Below are 17,592 nucleotides of genomic sequence, written 5' to 3'. Positions count from 1 at the left end.
ATGCGCATCATCATTGCCCCGGACAAGTTCAAGGGATCCCTGTCCACGACGGAGGTCTGCAGCCACCTGGAAAAGGGGCTGCAGCGCGGGGCGGGCGGCAACCTTGACGTGGTCCGGATTCCAGTAGCCGACGGCGGTGAGGGCACCCTCGACGCCGCCGTCGGCTCCGGCTTCATCCGCCGCAGCGCGGTGGTTACCGGACCAACCGGCGAACCGGTAACGGCCGAATTCGCTGTCCGGGGCAATGAAGCGGTCATCGAAATGGCGGCGGCCTCGGGTTTGGCCCTGCTCCCCGCCGGCGCACTGGTAAACGGACGGCCAGGCTCGACGGCGGCCGCCACCGCCACCAGCCTGGGCACCGGACAGCTGATCACCGCCGCCCTTGACGCAGGCTGCAACCGCATCGTCCTGGGCGTGGGCGGCAGTGCCAACACCGACGGCGGTGCAGGCGTCCTGCAGGGGCTCGGCGCCAGGTTCCTTGATGCCAAGGGCATCGATATTCCGCCCGGGGGTGCCGCCTTGGCCAGCCTGGACCGGATCGACTTCAGCGGGTTTGAACCCCGGCTGAAGGACACACGCTTTGTGCTGGCGTCCGACGTCGACAATCCCCTGCTCGGCGCCCAAGGCGCCGCGGCGATTTTCGGCCCGCAAAAGGGCGCCACACAACAGGACGTCGACATGCTCGACGCCGCCCTGGCCAGGTTTGTCGAAGTCCTGGCCAGGGAAATCGGTCCCGACGGCCCTAATAACAGGGCCATCAAGGCAGCGGAAGCCCCGGGCGCCGGAGCGGCAGGAGGCGTTGGCTACGCCGCCATCGCCGTACTCGCCGCAACCCGCCGCCCGGGCATCGACGTCGTCCTGGAATTCACAGATTTGAAGCAGAGGCTGGCCGGCGCCGACCTGGTGATCACCGGCGAAGGCAGCCTGGACGAACAGAGCCTGCTGGGCAAGACGCCCATGGGTGTTGCCCGGGCAGCCGCAGCCCAGGGTGTCCCGGTGATCGCGGTATGCGGCCGGACCACGCTTGGACCGGGCCAGGCAACCGCTGCCGGATTCGAGGACGTTTACGCTTTGACCGAGCTTGAAAGCAATGTAGACAGGTGCATAGCAGAGGCAGCGCAGCTTCTGGAGCAGCTGGGCACCCAGATCAGCGGAAGGCTGGCGGCGAACACGCTGTCCCGTCCCGCAACCACCAAGGAGGACCTCCATGTCTGAAGAACGTTTTGACCTGGTCATCCGCGGCCAGCGCATCCTCACCACCGCCGGCCTGGCACCCCGCGAAGTGGGCGTCCGCGGCGGAAAAATCGTGGCCCTCGAACCGCTGGGCAACGGCCTGGCCGGCGCCGAGGTCATTGAACTCGCCGACGACGAAACCCTGATCCCCGGGCTGGTGGACACCCACGTCCATGTCAACGAGCCCGGCCGCACCGAGTGGGAAGGGTTCGCCTCCGCCACCCGTGCTGCCGCTGCCGGCGGGGTGACCACCATCATCGACATGCCGCTGAACTCCGTCCCGCCCACCACCACGGTGGAGAACCTCAAGCTGAAGCGCGAGGTGGCCGAGGACCAGGCGTTCGTTGATGTTGGGTTCTGGGGCGGTGCGATCCCCGGCAACAAGGGTGACCTGCGGGCCCTGCACGACGAAGGCGTCTTCGGTTTCAAGTGCTTCCTGCTGCACTCCGGTGTGGACGAGTTCCCGCACCTGGACGCGGATGAGATGGAGGAGGACATGGCCGAGCTGAAGTCCTTCGATTCCCTCATGATCGTCCACGCGGAGGACTCCCATGCCATCGACCGCGCGCCGCATCCCGGCGGCGACCACTATCAAACCTTCCTGGCCTCCCGCCCCCGCGGCGCCGAGAACAAGGCCATCGCCGAGGTCATCGAGCGGGCCCGCTGGACCGGTGCCCGTGCGCACATCCTGCACCTCTCGTCGTCGGACGCCCTGCCCATGATTGCGTCCGCCAAGCGCGACGGCGTGAAGCTGACCGTGGAGACGTGCCCTCACTACCTGACGCTGATGGCCGAGGAAATCCCCGACGGCGCCACCGCCTACAAGTGCTGCCCGCCCATCCGCGAGGCCTCCAACCGGGAGCTGCTGTGGCAGGGCCTGCAGGACGGCACCATCGACTGCATCGTCTCGGACCATTCCCCCTCCACCCTCGATCTGAAGGATCTGGAGAACGGTGACTTCGCCGTCGCCTGGGGCGGCGTCTCGTCGCTGCAGCTGGGCCTGTCCCTGATCTGGACCGAGGCACGGCACCGCGGCATTCCGCTGGAGCAGGTGGTGTCCTGGATGGGTGAGAAGCCGGCAGCGCTGGCCCGGCTCTCCAAAAAGGGCCAGCTGGCCCTGGGATACGACGCCGACTTCGCCGTGTTCGCCCCGGACGAGGCGTTCGTGGTGGACGTGTCCAAGCTCAAGCACAAGAACCCCATCACCCCCTACGACGGCAAAGCCCTCTCAGGAGTGGTCCGCAAGACGTTCCTGCGCGGCGCCGTGGTGGACGGCCAAACCCCCACGGGCAAGCTGATCCGCCGCGGCGGAGTCTAGGGACGCGCCATGGCAGTGGAAGCCCACCATCCGCGGACGGTGGCACGGCCGATGTTAGCCGTCCGGGGTGCTGCCGCGCCGGCGGCGGCTGCCCGGGGCCTCGCCGTGTGGGTGGTTCCCGGGGAAGGCACCAGCCCGGAACTCCTCGCCCGCGCCGCCGAACTGGTCCTTGCCCGGGCCCTCGAAACTGCTCCGGAGGCGGAAGTCCATTGGCCTGCCGCCGGAGCTCCCACGTCCGGGGTCTCCGCCACGGCGGAAGGAGCCGCAGACGACTCCTCTCAGCCTCCCTCCGCGGCGGAGAACCCCGGCGGTCCAGGCCAGGCACACAGCGATGACGACGGCGGCACCCGGCTGCCGCCGTCGGCCGGTCCCGTCAGCCGGGTTGCCGTGGACCTGGCTGCCGACGCCGTGCTGCTGGACGGCCGCCCCGTGCCGCTGACCGGCGTCGAGTTCAAGGTGCTCCGGTACCTGGTGACCCACCTGTCGCGCACTGTGGGCAGGGAGGAACTCCAGCAGTTCCTGGACTCGTTCGAAACCCCCGGCGCCTCGGCCCGGTCCATCGACGTGTACGTGGGCCGGATCCGGCGGAAACTCGGAAATGCACGCCATGCCGTGGCCACTGTCCGGGGCGGCGGGTACCGGTTTGTGCCGGGGCAGCGCGCAACCGTCCGCGGCCCGGCGGAATACTGCATATGACGCCGGAGTTGTATGACTGAGCGGGAAGCCGCTTCACTTGATGTTTTGCCAGTAACTGACAAAGTCTTCCAAAGGAACGCCATGAGCCAGACCCTGACCACCAAGCTTCAGCCCGGAACCCAGGCCCCTGATTTCACCCTTCAGGACGCCCAGGGCCGCGAGACTGCCTTGGCCGACTACCGTGGCAAGAACGTCATCGTGTACTTCTACCCCAAGGCCGCCACCCCCGGCTGCACCACCGAGGCCTGCGACTTCCGCGACAGCCTGGCCTCCCTGCAGGGCAAAGGCTACGAGGTCATCGGCATCTCCCCCGATGCACCGGAGGCCCTCGCAGGCTTCACCGGCGACTTCTCCCTGACATTCCCGCTGCTGTCCGACCAGGACCACGCAGTCGCCCTGGCCTACGGCGCCTGGGGCGAGAAGCTGGTCAACGGCGAAATCACCGAGGGCATCGTCCGCTCAACCGTGGTGCTGGATCCCGAAGGCAAAGTCACGCTGGCCCAGTACCAGGTCAAGGCCGACGGTCACGTTGCTGCGCTGAAGGAAGCCCTGGGAATCGAGCTCTCCCCCGGACGCTCTCTCACTTAACGCGCGTTTTCGCGGGACGCTCTCGCACTTAACGCGCATTTTCACGGGACGCTCTCGCACCTAACGCGCCTTTTCCCGGGACGCTCTCGCACTTATGGACCAGTCCATACGGCGGGAGCGTCCCGGCGTTAAGGGCACAATCGCGGCGGCAAGCCATCCTGCTGCTTTGGCGCCCTACGCGTCCGTGTCCGCCGTAGCCTTAGCCTCTGCGGCCGCCTGCTGATATTCGGCCGACACCCGCCGGTACACGGGGGTCAGGAAAGCCAGCAGCGCGGCGATGACCATAATGATCCCTGCGATAAGGAACACCAGGGCAATGCCGCGGGAGGTGCCCTCGCCCAGCAGCGGGGTCAGCTGGGCCGCGCCGTCTGCCGACCGTGCGTAGGGAATGATCCAGAACTGGGCGATCGGCGCAATCAGGAAGGACGTGATAGGCGCCGCCGCAGACTCAAACGCCATGGCGAAACCGAACACCCGGCCCTGCCGTGGCAGCGGAACCACCTGCTGGATCACCGTCTGCTCGGCGGCCTCCACAACGGGGACCAGCGTCAGGTACAGCCAGATTCCGACGACGTACAGCCATGCCCACTCCCGGAGGGTGAACACGGCGCCGAGGACTCCCATGACGACCACCGCAAGGAGCAGGGTGCGCAACGGGTTGGCCCCGAGGCCAAACTTGCCGATCAGCGCCCCGCCGATCAGGAATCCGCTGGAGCCTACAGCCAGAAAAACGCCCCAGAGTTCCACAGGGAACATCTCCAGGCCGTAGGGGTCCATGAGCGCCATGTAGACGCCGCCGATGAAGTTGTTGAACGTGGAGAACAGGATCAGGGCGAACAGGCCGGAAATGGCCAGCACCGCTGCGTAGGCGCCGCGAAGGTCGAACCCGCCGTGCGCATCGGTGGCCGCGACCTGCGTCTCCTCAGGCATGCGGAGGGTGAGCAGGTGTGCGAAGGCGAGCGCCGTGAGCATGAGGGCGACCACGATGGTCCACCCCATGCCCAGCAGCCCCACCGACAGCCCTGACAGCACGGAAGTGATGAGGAACATCAGCCCCTGCACCATCCCCACCAGGCCGTTGGCGTTGGCCCGCCGGTCCGGCTCGATCAGGATGGTGACAGTGGTGGACAGCGCGATGTTGCGCAGGTTCTCCACCACCGCCCCGATCAGGATGACCAGGGTGAACACCCAGAACCAGGGCTGGGCCAGGTCCAGCAGCGACGACGCGGGCGTCAGGAGGAACATCACCCCGGACAGCACAAACATCACCAGGGTGAAGGCGGCGGCGAAGCGCATCACGGCCAGCTTGCGGTAGCGGTCCACGAAGGTGCCGAAGCTGATGCTGGAAAGGGCAATCAGCAGCATGTATGCGCCGCCCACCACCCCGGTGGCGATTACGTTGCGCGTTTCCAGGTACACCCAGAACGTCAGTGCGAACCACAGGTAACTGGTGGTGATGTTGGCGAGAGCGGTGTTCACCAGGATCCCGGTGAAGGTGCGGGACCTTTCTGCCGGGCTGCGCACGGAGGTGTCGACGGCGTCCGGGTCCGCCAGGTGCGGGGCTTCCCCGTCCTCACCAGGAGTGGAGGCCAGGGCCACGTCCTCGCCAAGCCCTGCCCCGCCGTCGGAAGCCGCAGCAGCCCTGCCCCGGGCCGGTTCCTGCTCGGTCATGCGTCCCAGTGTAGTGAGGACTGACCGGAGCCGACAGGGTGGAAACTAAGCTCGTAAGGGAGGGCATTCAGCTCCGCGGGCCACGAAAGGACGAACCATGGCGGACGATCCGATGGAAGAAGCATTCTCCGCAGTGGGTGCAGAGCAGTCCCGGTCCGGGGTTGACCACCGCCTGGTGCTGCTGTTGACCCGGCTGTTCGCGGCCGATGACGCCACCATCGAGCTCACCGTTGTAGTTGACGGCACTGTCATCTCCGGGTCCGTCGTCTCGGAGCAGGCATGGGTGCAGCGGCAGAATGACCAAATCCGCATCGGCAGCCCTGCCATCGCTGACGCTTTCGAGGCCCTGGAGCCGAGAGTGGGGTTGACGAGGCAGGACCGGTACATCCACTTCCTTGAGCCTGTACTGCTGTCAGGGGGAGTCCACGTGCGTATGCCAGCAACCAGGGTGGACCTCCGCAAAGTCGCGGCGTGGAGCATCGGACGTGTTGCTGTGGATTAAGAGCCTCCGTTGCCCCGTCCGGGGTCCGGTGACAGGATGGCCGCATGGCGATCGAGGTCCGTCCGGCCACCGAGTTCGAGGACGTCAGGACGATGGTGGGGCCCAAGCGGCCCGACGCCAACGTCTGCTGGTGCCTGAGCTACCGGATCCCGTCCAAACAGAACCAGGCCTTGCACGGGACGGAGCGCGGGGACCTGATGAAAGAGCTGGTGGCCCAGGATCCCCCGCCGGGGGTTTTGGCGTACGACGGCGGCGAGGTAGTTGGGTGGGCAGCGGTCCACCCCCGTGCCGACACCAGTTTCGCCGGCAACCGGAAGATCCCGCACGTGGACGATCTGGAGGTGTGGTCGGTGTGGTGCATCCGGGTACGGCCGGGCCATCGGGGCAAGGGCATTTCCCACCACCTGCTGAAGGGTGCGGTCGAACTGGCGCGCAGCCATGGGGCAGCAGCCGTGGAGGGCTACCCAGTGGATAACGGAGGGCGGAAAGTCGACCTCACCATGGCCTACGTGGGCACCCGAAAGCTTTTCGAGGACGCCGGCTTCACGAAGGCCGCGGACACCGAATCAGTCCTCAACGGCTTCCCGCGGGTGTTGATGCGGCTGGACCTGACAGGTTGATGGTCCTGGATCAGCGTGTCAGGGCTTTTTCCACCATTTGCCGGGCCAGTCCTCGTCGATGGCCCACAATGCCAGAAGCAGCGCGTCGACTGTCATAAGTCCCGCGATGAGGTACGCCCAACCTGTCCACCAACCCATAACAATTTCCTGACCCGGTAACCCCCAGCCACTCGATTGCTCCCAAGTGTGGCACCTAAACCGCCGCTGCGGAACGCCCCAAATCCACACTCTTGAAAAGTGCCTCCAGCCTGTTGTGCGCCTCCGTTTCCAGCTTGAGGCGGCGCGTCAGCTTCTCCACCTGCACGGACATCTCCGCGCCGACAGGAAGCCGGTCACCCGGCCAGCTGGATGCCTCCCTCGATTCGGCCAGCGCCTGGGCCAGGGCATTGGCGGCGGCACGCACTTTCCGTGAGTGGAAGTAGACACGCAGCAGCGCCCTGCCCTTGTCCACAGCTGCCTGCAACAGGTCGCCGGGCACCGGTTCCCCTTCTGATGTCAGGGGTTTCGGTTCTGAGCCAGCCGGCACTGCTGGGGCCGGTTCAACAGCGGCCCCGCCCGCCGTCGTCTGGTTTTTCTTGTTGATGTATCCCATGGCTGCTCCGCCTTCCTGCAAGCCGTGCAGCCTCCGGACGGATCGTCTGTGACCCTCGTATTGGAAGAAGCTGCTCCCTGTCTTCGAGTGTCCCGGGCCTTCCTCAACGTCCAGGCAAGCGGGTCCCAAGATTTACGCAAGATCTCCCCGGCCGGCCCGCCCCGCGCCGCCGTCGCCGCCGGCGCCGCCGTAGCCGCCGTCGTGAGCAAGGAAACAACCGCGAATCCATCCCTGTGAAGCGCTGTGACACGGCCGCTGGCGGTTTGTAGGGTAGAAGTAGAGTTATGGTCTCTCCCTCCGAAATCCGTCGTGCCGTTGTTATTGAGGACGACCCGGACATCCGCGGCCTGCTGGTCCGCGTCCTGGTTAAGCAGGGCTTCGACGTCACCGAGGCCGACGCCGGCCTGCCCGGTGTGGAGGAAGTCCGCCGCCGCAAGCCAGATCTGGTCACTTTGGACCTGAACCTGCCGGACATCGACGGCCTGGAAGTCTGCAAGATGCTCCGCGAATTTTCGGATGCCTTCATCGTGATGCTCACGGCCCGCGCCGACGAACTGGACAAGCTGACCGGCCTGGACAACGGAGCCGATGAATACATCAGCAAGCCGTTCAGCCCCCGGGAACTGCAGTCCAGGATCAACGCGCTCTTCCGCCGCAGGCCATCCGCCGCCGCGGACTCCGCCGCCCGCGATGACCTGGAGCGCGCCACGGAGGTCCAGCAAAGCCTCCTTCCCAAGGAGGACATCCGCGTGGAGGGCTACGACGTGGCCGGCATGTTCCGCCCGTCCCGCAACGTGGGCGGCGACTTCTATGACTGGTACCAGACGCAGGACGGACTCCACCTGACCTTCGCCGACGCCATGGGCAAGGGCATGGGTGCCGCGCTCATCGCAGCAACGGTGCGCGCCGTCATGCGCTCCACCGGTCACCGGCAGGACCTGGACGGGGCATTCGCCACCGCCAGCAAGGCCATCGCCACGGACCTGGACTCCTCCAACTCCTTTGTCACCTTGTTCCACGCGAGGCTGGACGCGGCGTCCGGAACGGTCAGCTATGTCGACGCCGGGCACGGGCTTGCGCTGCACGTCCGGTCCGGCGGCACGGGTCACCGCCTCCCTTCCGGCGGCCCGCCGGTGGGCGCCTGGGAAGGGAGTTCCTGGCCGCAGTCATCACTGGAGCTCGCCCCGGGAGATTCGCTGGTGGTGGTCAGTGACGGCGTGCTGGACGTCTTCGGCTCCGTGGAGGACTTCACCGAAGCCGTGGGCCGTGCCGCCCAAAGTGGGGATTCTGCGCAGGGAGCCAGCGCCGCGATCCTGGCACTCGCCCCGGCCGAGACAGCGGAGGATGACGTCACGGTGGTTGTGGTCCGCCGGCTGCCGGAAGATGCAACCGCATGACCCGCTTCTGGACCCGCCTGGTGGTGGTCCTGACGGTCATCACCGGCGTCAACTACATTGCCTGGCGCTGGGCTGCCTCCCTCAACTGGGACGCGTGGTGGATCGCCGTGCCGCTGGTGGTCGCCGAAACCTACAGCCTGATCGATGTGATGCTCTTCGGCATGACGGTTTGGAAGCTGAAAATCCGCAAGGGCGCGCCGCCGCCCCCGCATGACGCCACCGTGGACGTCTTCATCACCACCTACAACGAAGACCTGGACATGGTGATGACCACAGCACTGGCCGCCCAGAAGATCCGGCATCCGCACAACACCTGGATCCTCGACGACGGCGCACGGCCCGAGCTGAAGGCCCTCGCCGAGCAGCACGGCCTGGGCTATGTCACCCGCAGCGAGGACTGGACCTCGAACGTCCCCCGGCACGCCAAGGCCGGCAACCTGAACAACGCCCTGATGCAAACGCACGGCGAGTTCCTCCTGATCCTGGACGCGGACCAGATCCCCGAGCCGGACATCCTCGAAAAAACGCTCGGCTACTTCAACAACCGCCGGGTGGCGCTGGTCCAGACACCGCAGTACTTCAGCAACGTGCCCGCCGATGACCCCCTCGGGAGCCAGGCACCGCTTTTCTACGGCCCCATCCAGCAGGGCAAGGACGGCTGGAACGCCGCCTTCTTCTGCGGCTCCAACGCCATCCTGCGCCGCGAGGCCTTGATGCAGCTGGGCCTGGTGGGCTACGTGAAGGAAACCCAGAAGAGCATCCGACGGGCGCTGGCCGCCTCCCGTTCCGCCATCAAGCAGGCCCGGAAGTCTGCGGACGTGGAGACGCCGCTGGTGGTCCAGGTGCTCGACGAGGTGGAGGCAGCCACGCGGGAGGCGCAGCACGAACTGGACGCCGGCCAGCCGCTCAGCGAAATCACCTACCGCGTCCGCAGGCGCGTGGACGCGGCCGTGCAGACCCTGGTGATGGCCGACGTCGAAGCCCTCCAGGCCGACCTCGAAGAAATCGCCGCCATGGAACTGGCCCATGTGGGCGAGTCCGGCGTTCCGGTGGTGGCCGACGACGCCGTGCAGCGCATGTCCGCCCGCGACTGGTCACCTCTCGGAGTCCTGGAATCCGTGCAGGCCGTCCTGGACGCGCTCTCGGTGGAACGCAACGACGAAGCCCAGCCCGTGATGCCGCTGGCCACCATCTCCGTCACCGAGGACATGGCCACGGCCATGCGCATGCACGCCATGGGCTGGGAGAGCGTCTACCACCACGAGGTCCTGGCGTACGGCCTGGCACCGGAGGACCTCAAGACCATGCTCACCCAGCGCCTCCGCTGGGCCCAGGGCACCATCCAGGTGCTGCTCCGCGAAAATCCGCTCGTCCAGAAGGGCCTGAAGCTGGGCCAGCGGCTGATGTACTTCGCCACCATGTGGACCTACCTCAGCGGCTACACGGCGGTCATCTACTTCGCCGCCCCCATCATCTACCTGCTGCTGGGCATCCTGCCGGTTACGAGCCTGAGCTGGGACTTCTTCATCCGGTTCATCCCGTTCATGGTGGTCAACCAGCTGTTGTTCGCCGTCGCCGGCCGGGGCATTCCCACCTGGCGCGGCCAGCAGTACAGCCTCGCCCTGTTCCCCACCTGGATCAAGGCGTGCTCGACGGCGGCCCGCAACGTCTGGTTCGGCCGTCCCCTCGGGTTTGCCGTCACCCCCAAGGCCCGCCAGAGCGGCGGACCCGGCTGGAGCCTGATCCAGCCACAGATCGTGGTGTCCGTGCTGCTGGCCGTGGCTGCCGTCGTCGGAATCATTCGGCTGGCGAACGGCCTTGCCGAACCGCTGGGCACCCTGGTGAACGTCGCCTGGGTCATCTTCGACCTGGTGGTCATGAGCATCCTGGTCCGCGCAGTGCTTTATAAGGGTTATGAACCGGCCGCAGAGCCGGCTGTTACAGAGAGGAATGCCGATGGAGTTTAGCTATGAGGTCAAGGACTCGTATGCGGAGGTCAAGGCGGAGGGGCGGCTGAACATGGTCTCTGCGCCCAAGCTCCGCGAGTTTGTTACCGGCGTCATCGCCGATGGATCCAACCGGATTGTGGTGAACCTGGAGAACACGGCCTTTATGGACTCCTCCGGCCTCGGCGCGCTCATCGGCTGCCTCAAGGCGGCACGGCAGGCAGGCGGGGACCTGCGGATCGCAGCGGTTCAGCCGCAGGTGAAAATGGTCCTGCAGCTGACCAGCATGGACAAGGTCCTCACTGCCTACGGATCAGCCGAAGAGGCGTTCAGCAATGACTGAGGTCCTGGCATCCCGCAGCTTCCGCGGGCTGGCCGCCGGGGACGCGATTGAGTCCGTCCACAATGATCTCGACAGCCTGTGGCTAGACGTCCCCTTCGTGCAGGACATGGACCAGATGACGTTCACGACGGCGGTGATCGAGTCGGCGTCGAACATTGTCCAGCATGCGGAGCCGGCCGGGCAGGAGCCGGTGGAGCTGGGCGTGGACATCGAAGTGCGGCCGACGCTGCTGCAGGCGCGGGTCAGTGCCTATCACGCCAAGCCACCGTTCGGCCCGATGGAACCGGCCAGGCCGGGCGAGGAGGCCGAGTCCGGCCGGGGGCTGGCGCTGATCCAGGCCCTGGTCACCACGGTCACTTTCGAGCGGCAGGACGGCACGAACACCTGGGTCCTGTCGCGGACCTCGCAGCAGGACTAGAACCCTCAGCGAGGGTGGGGCGGTGGTGGTGCTAGTTCGGGAACGTCACCGAAACGGTGGTCCCGCCGCCCGGAGTGTCACTGATGGTGAGCTCTCCACCGTGCGCCTGCGCGATCCGGCGGCACGTGGCCAGGCCCAGCCCTGTCCCGGGACCGTCGCCGGGGCGGTTCAGCCGCACCAAAGGCTCTACCGCCCGGGGGCGGTCGGCGGGGAGGATGCCCTTGCCGTTGTCGGCGACGTGGACGGTGAGTCCGCGGGGGCAGCTTGTGGCGGTGACAGCCACACGAAGGTCCCGCTGGGAGTCCCGGTAGTTCAGGGAGTTGGCGAGCAGGTTCTGCACCATGGTGCGCAGTTGCGACCGGTCGGCATACAGCTGGGCATCCTCGCACAGGATGCCGCTGCCCAGGCCGAGGCTCACACCGAGGTCCTGGGCCGCCTCTGCCGTCACAGCCAGAAGTGACACCCGTTCGCGGTTCAGCTGCCCGTTTGCCCGGGAGTAGTCCAGTACATCCTGCAGAGTGCCCAGCATCCGCTGCCCGCCGCTGCCGATGAGCTGCAGGTACTCCTTAACCGGATGGTCCTGGGGAATTTCGGGATCATCCTCGGCCAGCTCCACATAACCAAGGATGGTGGTGAGCGGAGCACGGAGGTCGTGGCTGACGCGGCCGGCAAACTCGGCCAGCATCTCATTGCTGCGCTCCAGCTCGGCCAGGGCCTCATTGAGCTGCAGGGTGCGGTGCTGCAGCTCGAGAAGCTCCACTACCTGCTGCGCCAGCACCTCCAGTACATCAATCTGCTCGCGCCTGGGAAGTTCGGCGCCCTCGGAGAACACGCACAACGAGCCGAGCACCAGCCCGCTGGCGGTCCTTAACGGCACGGAGGCGTAGAAGCGGACGTCGGCTATCTCCCCTGTCACGAACGGGTTTGCGGCAAACCGGGGGTCCTGCGAGGCATCCCGCACCACTGTGGTTCCTGGTTCAAGGAATACGCTGGCGCACATGGAGTCTTCGCGTGAGCACATGCCGGCATCGGTCCCGGAGGCGGCGATCTGCAGCTGATGGCTGGACGTGATGATGTTGACAACGCTGTAGGGCACCCCGCAGAGCGAGGCGGCCAGGCGCACCAGGTTGTTGAGGGCACCACGGGCCTGTTCGTCAACCAGTTCCGGAATCTGTCCCGCAGCGTCCGGGAGCAGCCCATAATCCCGCAGCTCAAGGTCCCGCGGATCCTGATCGGTCAGCATTTGCATAGCTGTCGCGTCCATATTCTTCTTGAGCCCCCAGCATTATCGTCGAGCCGAAAGCTCTTCCGCGATGATACCCGTCCGGCCAGACGCCTGCGGTAGTCTCTTGACACCACCCCCACGCTCAACTTCAATATTACGTATGCTGAAATAACAGTTCCATGATGCGGAAGCCTCAAGCTGGCGTTGCCGATGCTTGGGTGCCGAAGTCCGGCCTCCGCATAGCCGTCACCATGGATGCCAGCATTTGTCACCGAGGAACCAGCCAGCATGAAGCTTGCCGAATTCAATATCGCGGACCCTGCAAGGGCTGCGGAAACCCTCAGGCCCTGCATCGACGTCCAGCGCTGGGTGGACGCAGTTGCCGCCGCCCGGCCCTTCCCCACCAAGGAGGCCCTGCTCGCTTTCGCTTCCGTTGCCGCCAACCCCTTTACATCCGAAGAGGTTGAGTCCGCCATGGCGCATCACCCGCGGATCGGCGAACGGCCGACGGCGGCCACCACCGAAGCGTCCATGTCCCGTTCCGAGCAGGCAGGGGTAGATCCGGCGGACACCGCGCTGGCAGAGGCTTTGGCCCAGGGAAACAGGGAGTACGAGGAAAAGTTTGGCCGTGTCTTCCTGATCCGCGCCGCCGGCCGCACGGCCCCGGAAATCCTGCAGTCCCTGAAGGAGCGGCTGGAAAACCCCCCGGCCGAAGAAGACACCATCGTGGCCCAGCAGCTGCGCGAGATCGCCGTACTGCGGCTTGAAGGACTGATTACCGAATGAGCGTCTCCCACGTCACCACGCATATCCTCGACACAGGCGCCGGGCGCCCGGCGGCAGGGGTCGCCGTCGTGCTGTACAAAAACGACGGCGGCAGCTGGCAGGAACTGGCCGGCTCCACGACCGACGCCGATGGCCGCGCGAAGGATCTGGGCCCGGAGCGGCTGGAACCCGGACACTACAAGCTCAACTTCGCCACCGGGAGCTACTACGCCGGCCTGCAGACCGCCACGTTCTTCCCGGAGGTTGACCTGGTGTTCGAAGTCACAGGCCCCGAGCATTACCACGTCCCCCTCCTGCTGAGCCCGTTCGCATACTCCACCTACCGCGGCAGCTGACCCACCCCGTTGCCCTATCACTAATGGTCCCCAGTCCGCGGTTTTGGCAACCGTAAGTGATAGGTCAACGGCGGAAATGTAGGCTTGATGCATGCCTTCTGAACAACCCTCCGCCGAGCGCCGCGAAATCACCGTCCGCCGTGCGCCCAAGTACGTCCCGTTCCTGATTCTGGGCGCACTGGTGGGTATCGCCGCTGCGGCAGTAGTGGCCTACGGCCTGCCGGAAACGCCCAGCTTCGACGCCGGCTCGGTCTTCGGATTCTTCCTGGTGCTGTTCGCGGCCGCCGGCGCGGTCCTGGGTGCCGTAGTAGCGCTCATCCTGGACCGGCGAAGCGTCAAGCGGCAGCAGCGGGCCGTCGTGGAGTCCGTCCCGGACTCTGAACCGGATACGGATCCGCAGCCCTAGCCCCGGTCATAAACGGGCGGCCGGAAAAGTCCTACCCCATGTCGTGAGATAATCGACCAGTGGCACGCGGCGATGGAAAACTTTCCCATGATCTTCTCCCTGGCGAAAAAGGCCCGCAGGACGCCTGTGGCGTTTTCGGAGTCTGGGCACCAGGTGAAGAAGTAGCAAAACTAACCTATTACGGGCTGTATGCACTGCAGCACCGCGGTCAGGAGTCCGCTGGTATAGCCACCAGCGACGGCAACCGGATCAACGTCTACAAGGACATGGGACTCGTTTCCCAGGTCTTCGACGAGACCACCCTGAACACCCTCACCGGGCACCTGGCAGTGGGCCACTGCCGCTACTCCACCACCGGAGCCAGCCACTGGGCCAACGCCCAGCCCACCCTCGGCGCCACCAGCACCGGGACCGTGGCCCTGGCGCACAACGGCAACCTCACGAACACCGCCGAGCTCAACGCCATGATCCAGGAACGCAACGGCGGCCAGCTCACCGGCGAGATGAAGCAGGGCAACACCTCGGACACCGCCCTGGTCACCGCCCTCCTGGAGGGCGAGCCGGGCAAGTCCCTCGAAGAGACTGCCATCGAACTGCTGCCCAAGATCAGGGGCGGCTTCTGCTTCGTCTTTATGGACGAAGGCACCCTCTACGCGGCCCGCGACACCTTCGGCATCCGCCCGCTGGTCCTGGGCCGGCTGGAACGCGGCTGGGTGGTCGCGTCCGAGCAGTCCGCACTTGCCACCGTAGGCGCCAGCTTCATCCGCGAGATCGAGCCCGGCGAGTTCATCGCCATCGACGAGCAGGGCGTGCGCTCCCAGCGTTTTGCGGAGCCGACGCCGGCGGGTTGCGTTTTCGAGTACGTCTACCTTGCCCGTCCGGATGCCGCCATCGCAGGCCGCTCCGTGTACGAGTCCCGGGTGGAAATGGGCCGCCAGCTGGCCCGTGAAAACACGCAGGTAGCGGACATCGTGATTCCCGTTCCGGAATCCGGCACCCCTGCCGCCGTGGGCTACGCCGAGGAATCCGGCATCCCGTTCGCCCACGGGTTCGTCAAGAATTCCTATGTTGGACGTACCTTCATCCAGCCTTCGCAGACGCTGCGCCAGCTGGGTATCCGGCTCAAGCTCAACGCCCTCGAGTCCGTGATCCGCGGCAAGCGCGTGGTGGTGGTGGACGATTCCATCGTCCGCGGCAACACGCAGCGCGCCATCGTCCGGATGCTCCGCGAAGCCGGTGCCGCCGCAGTCCACGTCAAGATCTCCTCCCCGCCGGTGCAGTGGCCCTGCTTCTACGGCATCGACTTCGCCTCCCGCGCCGAGCTCATTGCGAATGGTGCAACCATCGAGGAGATCTCGCAGGCCATCGGCGCAGACTCGCTGGCCTACATCTCTGAAGACGGGATGATCGGCGCCACCCGGCAGCCCCGGGAGCGCCTCTGCACAGCGTGCTTCACGGGCAAATACCCCATCGAGCTTCCGGGCTCGGACAAGCTGGGCAAGAACCTGCTGGAACGCACGGACCTAGGTGGCCTGAAGCCCTCGCCGTCCGCCCTTCCGGGCCAGACTGCCGCCCTTGCCGTGGACCCTGCAGTGGATCCGGCGGAAAAGTCCGGCGCCACGGGCTGTGATCCGGGACCGGACTCGGAGTTTGAGAACCTGCTGACCGAAGCCGACCTTGTGCCAGAGATTCATCACGCAGTCACCACCCCCGACGCTGACAAGAAAGAGTCCGTATGACTTCCGCTGCCCCCGCCTCCGGCAACACCGCCGGGAACACTGCCGGCATCACCTACGCCTCCGCGGGCGTCGATGTTGAAGCCGGCGACCGCGCCGTCGAGCTGATGAAGGGTGCCATCAAGGCCACCCACAACTCCTCGGTGATCGGCGGGGTGGGCGGCTTCGCCGGCCTCTACGACGTCTCTAAGCTCCTCACTTACAAGAAGCCGCTGCTGGCAACTTCCACCGACGGCGTAGGCACCAAGGTGGCCATTGCCCAGGCCATGGACATCCATGACACCATCGGGTTCGACCTGGTGGGCATGGTGGTGGACGACATCGTCGTGGTAGGCGCGGAACCCCTCTTCATGACGGACTACATCGCCTGCGGCAAGGTGGTGCCCGAGCGCATCGCCGACATCGTCCGCGGCATCGCAGCAGCCTGCTCCGTGGCCGGCACCGCGCTGGTGGGCGGCGAAACCGCCGAGCACCCCGGCCTGCTGGGTGAGCACGAGTACGACGTCGCCGGCGCAGCCACCGGCGTCATCGAGGCCGACCACCTCCTCGGTCCGGACCGCGTCCGCGCCGGTGATGTCGTGATCGGCATGGCGTCCTCGGGCCTGCACTCCAACGGCTACTCCCTGGTGCGCCGCGTGATCAACCACGCCGGCTGGGCGCTGGACCGCCAGGTTTCCGAGCTGGGCCGCACCCTGGGTGAGGAACTCCTGGAGCCCACGCGCGTCTACGCGGCGGACTGCCTGGACCTTGCCCGCACCTTCCCCGTCACCGGTGAATCTGCGGTCCACGGCTTCAGCCACGTGACCGGTGGCGGCCTGGCCGCCAACCTGGCGCGCGTGCTCCCCCAGGGCCTGGTGGCCACGGTTGACCGCTCCACCTGGGAGCTGCCGGCCATCTTCAAGCTGGTGTCCGAACTGGGCAACGTGCCGCTGGCGGACCTGGAGCGCACCCTGAACCTGGGCGTGGGCATGGTGGCCATCGTTTCCGCCGACGTTGCTGACGCAGCCGTTTCCCGCCTGAACGACCGCGGACTGCCGTCATGGATCATGGGCACCGTCACCCAGGACTCGGATTCAATCCTGAAGTCCGGCCCGGATTACGTACAGGGCGCCAAGGGCGTGGACGGCGGCGCGGTGCGCCTGGTCAACGCCTACGCCTAGGACTGTACGGAATGCCGGCGGGTGCCTCGAGCACCCGCCGGCTTTTTTGTGCCAGGATCCCAAAATCCGCCATCACCTCCTGCAAAACATCAGGCAACCCTCCATCACCTCCTGCACAACGGCGCCGGGGCGGCAAAGCTCGGGAGGTTGGGAAAGCCGGCTGCCTCCCGCACCGCGACGGCACCGGAAACCGCAGAAATGACCTTGCTCGGGACGCCCCATCACCTCCTGCAACGTAAGCCCAGACGCACCATCAGCTCCCGCAACTTCAGCCCGGACGCCCCATCAGGTACTGGGCGGGGTTCGACGGCGGTCCTGCCGCGGGCAGTCTGGGGGCAGCGGTTTGATGCAGAACGTGATGGGGCGTTCGGTGATTTGGGGCAGAACGTGATGGGGCGTTCAGCGATGTGATGAAGAAGGTGATGGGGCGTTGTCGCGGAGCCCGTAACTTGGGCCACGGACAGCAAAAACCCGCTGCCTGCACCGTGATTCCGGTTCAGGCAGCGGGCTCAATAACTGAGTCAGCACCGATGATCCACTGAATCATGGGTGCCAAAAAAGAAGCGCTGCACTAAAAGCTGGAAACCGCAGAACTGCCTGCTGCATCCGTTCGTGCTGCG

The 17,592-nt window shown here is 66.1% G+C and carries 19 protein-coding genes; 16 read left to right on the top strand and 3 right to left on the bottom strand.

Annotation, left to right across the window (positions count from 1 at the left end):
* From M8J71_RS04140 to bcp, 4 genes are all read left to right on the top strand, one after another.
* Positions 1-1,215, top strand: coding sequence for a glycerate kinase (locus M8J71_RS04140; RefSeq protein ID WP_256246729.1), 1,215 nt, complete (start codon positions 1-3; stop codon positions 1,213-1,215).
* The gene (gene allB, locus M8J71_RS04135; RefSeq protein WP_256246728.1) at positions 1,208-2,551 is read left to right on the top strand and encodes an allantoinase AllB; all 1,344 of its coding nucleotides are present in this window, start codon (positions 1,208-1,210) and stop codon (positions 2,549-2,551) included. The genes M8J71_RS04140 and allB overlap by 8 nt, the downstream gene beginning before the upstream one ends.
* A 9-nt stretch (positions 2,552-2,560) precedes the next feature.
* On the top strand, positions 2,561-3,247 hold the full coding sequence (locus M8J71_RS04130) for a winged helix-turn-helix domain-containing protein (RefSeq protein ID WP_256246727.1): 687 nt from the start codon (positions 2,561-2,563) through the stop codon (positions 3,245-3,247).
* Between the two features lie 81 nt (positions 3,248-3,328).
* Entirely contained in the window at positions 3,329-3,835 is a 507-nt protein-coding gene (gene bcp / locus M8J71_RS04125; RefSeq protein ID WP_256246726.1) for a thioredoxin-dependent thiol peroxidase, read from the top strand.
* Positions 3,836-4,009: 174 nt separating this feature from the next.
* Here bcp and M8J71_RS04120 read toward each other — a convergent pair whose 3' ends face one another.
* A complete protein-coding gene (locus M8J71_RS04120; RefSeq protein WP_256246725.1) occupies positions 4,010-5,506 on the bottom strand; it encodes an MFS transporter in 1,497 nt (498 codons plus the stop codon).
* A gap of 97 nt (positions 5,507-5,603) precedes the next feature.
* Here M8J71_RS04120 and M8J71_RS04115 point away from each other — a divergent pair, with 97 nt between their 5' ends.
* Complete coding sequence (locus tag M8J71_RS04115) at positions 5,604-6,008, top strand: hypothetical protein (protein WP_256246724.1); 405 nt, start codon at positions 5,604-5,606, stop codon at positions 6,006-6,008.
* A 44-nt stretch (positions 6,009-6,052) separates the two neighbouring features.
* Positions 6,053-6,628: a GNAT family N-acetyltransferase gene (locus tag M8J71_RS04110; RefSeq protein ID WP_256246723.1), complete on the top strand. Its 576-nt coding sequence runs from the start codon at positions 6,053-6,055 to the stop codon at positions 6,626-6,628.
* 193 nt (positions 6,629-6,821) lie between these two features.
* On the opposite strand, the gene M8J71_RS04105 is transcribed toward M8J71_RS04110, so the two are convergent.
* Positions 6,822-7,220 carry a hypothetical protein gene (locus tag M8J71_RS04105; protein WP_256246722.1) on the bottom strand — a complete coding sequence of 133 codons (399 nt, stop codon included), beginning with the start codon at positions 7,218-7,220 and terminating at the stop codon, positions 6,822-6,824.
* Between the two features lie 48 nt (positions 7,221-7,268).
* On the opposite strand from M8J71_RS04105, the gene M8J71_RS04100 reads away from it, so the two are divergent.
* The 5 genes from M8J71_RS04100 to M8J71_RS04080 are packed head-to-tail and all read left to right on the top strand — an operon-like array spanning position 7,269 to position 11,324.
* Positions 7,269-7,457: a hypothetical protein gene (locus M8J71_RS04100; protein ID WP_256246721.1), complete on the top strand. Its 189-nt coding sequence runs from the start codon at positions 7,269-7,271 to the stop codon at positions 7,455-7,457.
* 47 nt (positions 7,458-7,504) lie between these two features.
* Positions 7,505-8,617, top strand: coding sequence for a PP2C family protein-serine/threonine phosphatase (locus tag M8J71_RS04095; RefSeq protein ID WP_256246720.1), 1,113 nt, complete (start codon positions 7,505-7,507; stop codon positions 8,615-8,617).
* Positions 8,614-10,584 carry a glycosyltransferase family 2 protein gene (locus M8J71_RS04090; RefSeq protein ID WP_256246719.1) on the top strand — a complete coding sequence of 657 codons (1,971 nt, stop codon included), beginning with the start codon at positions 8,614-8,616 and terminating at the stop codon, positions 10,582-10,584. The genes M8J71_RS04095 and M8J71_RS04090 overlap by 4 nt, the downstream gene beginning before the upstream one ends.
* On the top strand, positions 10,574-10,906 hold the full coding sequence (locus M8J71_RS04085) for an STAS domain-containing protein (RefSeq protein ID WP_256246718.1): 333 nt from the start codon (positions 10,574-10,576) through the stop codon (positions 10,904-10,906). The genes M8J71_RS04090 and M8J71_RS04085 overlap by 11 nt, the downstream gene beginning before the upstream one ends.
* The gene (locus tag M8J71_RS04080) at positions 10,899-11,324 is read left to right on the top strand and encodes an ATP-binding protein (protein WP_163165861.1); all 426 of its coding nucleotides are present in this window, start codon (positions 10,899-10,901) and stop codon (positions 11,322-11,324) included. Before M8J71_RS04085 ends, M8J71_RS04080 begins: the two co-directional genes overlap by 8 nt.
* Before the next feature lie 31 nt (positions 11,325-11,355).
* On the opposite strand, the gene M8J71_RS04075 is transcribed toward M8J71_RS04080, so the two are convergent.
* The gene (locus M8J71_RS04075; protein WP_256246717.1) at positions 11,356-12,588 is read right to left on the bottom strand and encodes a sensor histidine kinase; all 1,233 of its coding nucleotides are present in this window, start codon (positions 12,586-12,588) and stop codon (positions 11,356-11,358) included.
* A gap of 249 nt (positions 12,589-12,837) precedes the next feature.
* On the opposite strand from M8J71_RS04075, the gene uraD reads away from it, so the two are divergent.
* The 5 genes from uraD (at position 12,838) to purM (ending at position 16,972) form a co-directional block, all read left to right on the top strand.
* Complete coding sequence (gene uraD / locus M8J71_RS04070; RefSeq protein WP_256246716.1) at positions 12,838-13,335, top strand: 2-oxo-4-hydroxy-4-carboxy-5-ureidoimidazoline decarboxylase; 498 nt, start codon at positions 12,838-12,840, stop codon at positions 13,333-13,335.
* Positions 13,332-13,670, top strand: a complete 339-nt coding sequence (gene uraH, locus M8J71_RS04065) for a hydroxyisourate hydrolase (protein WP_256246715.1) — start codon at positions 13,332-13,334, stop codon at positions 13,668-13,670. The genes uraD and uraH overlap by 4 nt, the downstream gene beginning before the upstream one ends.
* 91 nt (positions 13,671-13,761) lie before the next feature.
* Entirely contained in the window at positions 13,762-14,076 is a 315-nt protein-coding gene (locus M8J71_RS04060) for a hypothetical protein (RefSeq protein ID WP_163165856.1), read from the top strand.
* 59 nt (positions 14,077-14,135) lie between these two features.
* Positions 14,136-15,815, top strand: coding sequence for an amidophosphoribosyltransferase (gene purF, locus M8J71_RS04055; protein WP_256246714.1), 1,680 nt, complete (start codon positions 14,136-14,138; stop codon positions 15,813-15,815).
* On the top strand, positions 15,812-16,972 hold the full coding sequence (purM, locus tag M8J71_RS04050; RefSeq protein ID WP_256246713.1) for a phosphoribosylformylglycinamidine cyclo-ligase: 1,161 nt from the start codon (positions 15,812-15,814) through the stop codon (positions 16,970-16,972). The genes purF and purM overlap by 4 nt, the downstream gene beginning before the upstream one ends.
* Positions 16,973-17,592 lie beyond the last annotated feature (620 nt).

This window comes from Pseudarthrobacter sp. R1, from assembly GCF_024494415.1.
GTDB lineage: Bacteria > Actinomycetota > Actinomycetes > Actinomycetales > Micrococcaceae > Arthrobacter.
Note: the sequence above shows the minus strand (reverse complement) of the source record. Positions and strands in the feature narration are given on the sequence as shown.

What these genes read in the sequence shown, in the direction of transcription:
- M8J71_RS04140 (WP_256246729.1), top strand. Translation starts at nt 1, where the DNA reads ATGCGCATCATCATTGCCCCGGACAAGTTCAAGGGATCCCTGTCCACG.
- allB (WP_256246728.1), top strand. Translation starts at nt 1,208, where the DNA reads ATGTCTGAAGAACGTTTTGACCTGGTCATCCGCGGCCAGCGCATCCTC.
- M8J71_RS04130 (WP_256246727.1), top strand. Translation starts at nt 2,561, where the DNA reads ATGGCAGTGGAAGCCCACCATCCGCGGACGGTGGCACGGCCGATGTTA.
- bcp (WP_256246726.1), top strand. Translation starts at nt 3,329, where the DNA reads ATGAGCCAGACCCTGACCACCAAGCTTCAGCCCGGAACCCAGGCCCCT.
- M8J71_RS04120 (WP_256246725.1), bottom strand. Translation starts at nt 5,506, where the DNA reads ATGACCGAGCAGGAACCGGCCCGGGGCAGGGCTGCTGCGGCTTCCGAC.
- M8J71_RS04115 (WP_256246724.1), top strand. Translation starts at nt 5,604, where the DNA reads ATGGCGGACGATCCGATGGAAGAAGCATTCTCCGCAGTGGGTGCAGAG.
- M8J71_RS04110 (WP_256246723.1), top strand. Translation starts at nt 6,053, where the DNA reads ATGGCGATCGAGGTCCGTCCGGCCACCGAGTTCGAGGACGTCAGGACG.
- M8J71_RS04105 (WP_256246722.1), bottom strand. Translation starts at nt 7,220, where the DNA reads ATGGGATACATCAACAAGAAAAACCAGACGACGGCGGGCGGGGCCGCT.
- M8J71_RS04095 (WP_256246720.1), top strand. Translation starts at nt 7,505, where the DNA reads ATGGTCTCTCCCTCCGAAATCCGTCGTGCCGTTGTTATTGAGGACGAC.
- M8J71_RS04090 (WP_256246719.1), top strand. Translation starts at nt 8,614, where the DNA reads ATGACCCGCTTCTGGACCCGCCTGGTGGTGGTCCTGACGGTCATCACC.
- M8J71_RS04085 (WP_256246718.1), top strand. Translation starts at nt 10,574, where the DNA reads ATGGAGTTTAGCTATGAGGTCAAGGACTCGTATGCGGAGGTCAAGGCG.
- M8J71_RS04080 (WP_163165861.1), top strand. Translation starts at nt 10,899, where the DNA reads ATGACTGAGGTCCTGGCATCCCGCAGCTTCCGCGGGCTGGCCGCCGGG.
- M8J71_RS04075 (WP_256246717.1), bottom strand. Translation starts at nt 12,588, where the DNA reads ATGGACGCGACAGCTATGCAAATGCTGACCGATCAGGATCCGCGGGAC.
- uraD (WP_256246716.1), top strand. Translation starts at nt 12,838, where the DNA reads ATGAAGCTTGCCGAATTCAATATCGCGGACCCTGCAAGGGCTGCGGAA.
- uraH (WP_256246715.1), top strand. Translation starts at nt 13,332, where the DNA reads ATGAGCGTCTCCCACGTCACCACGCATATCCTCGACACAGGCGCCGGG.
- M8J71_RS04060 (WP_163165856.1), top strand. Translation starts at nt 13,762, where the DNA reads ATGCCTTCTGAACAACCCTCCGCCGAGCGCCGCGAAATCACCGTCCGC.
- purM (WP_256246713.1), top strand. Translation starts at nt 15,812, where the DNA reads ATGACTTCCGCTGCCCCCGCCTCCGGCAACACCGCCGGGAACACTGCC.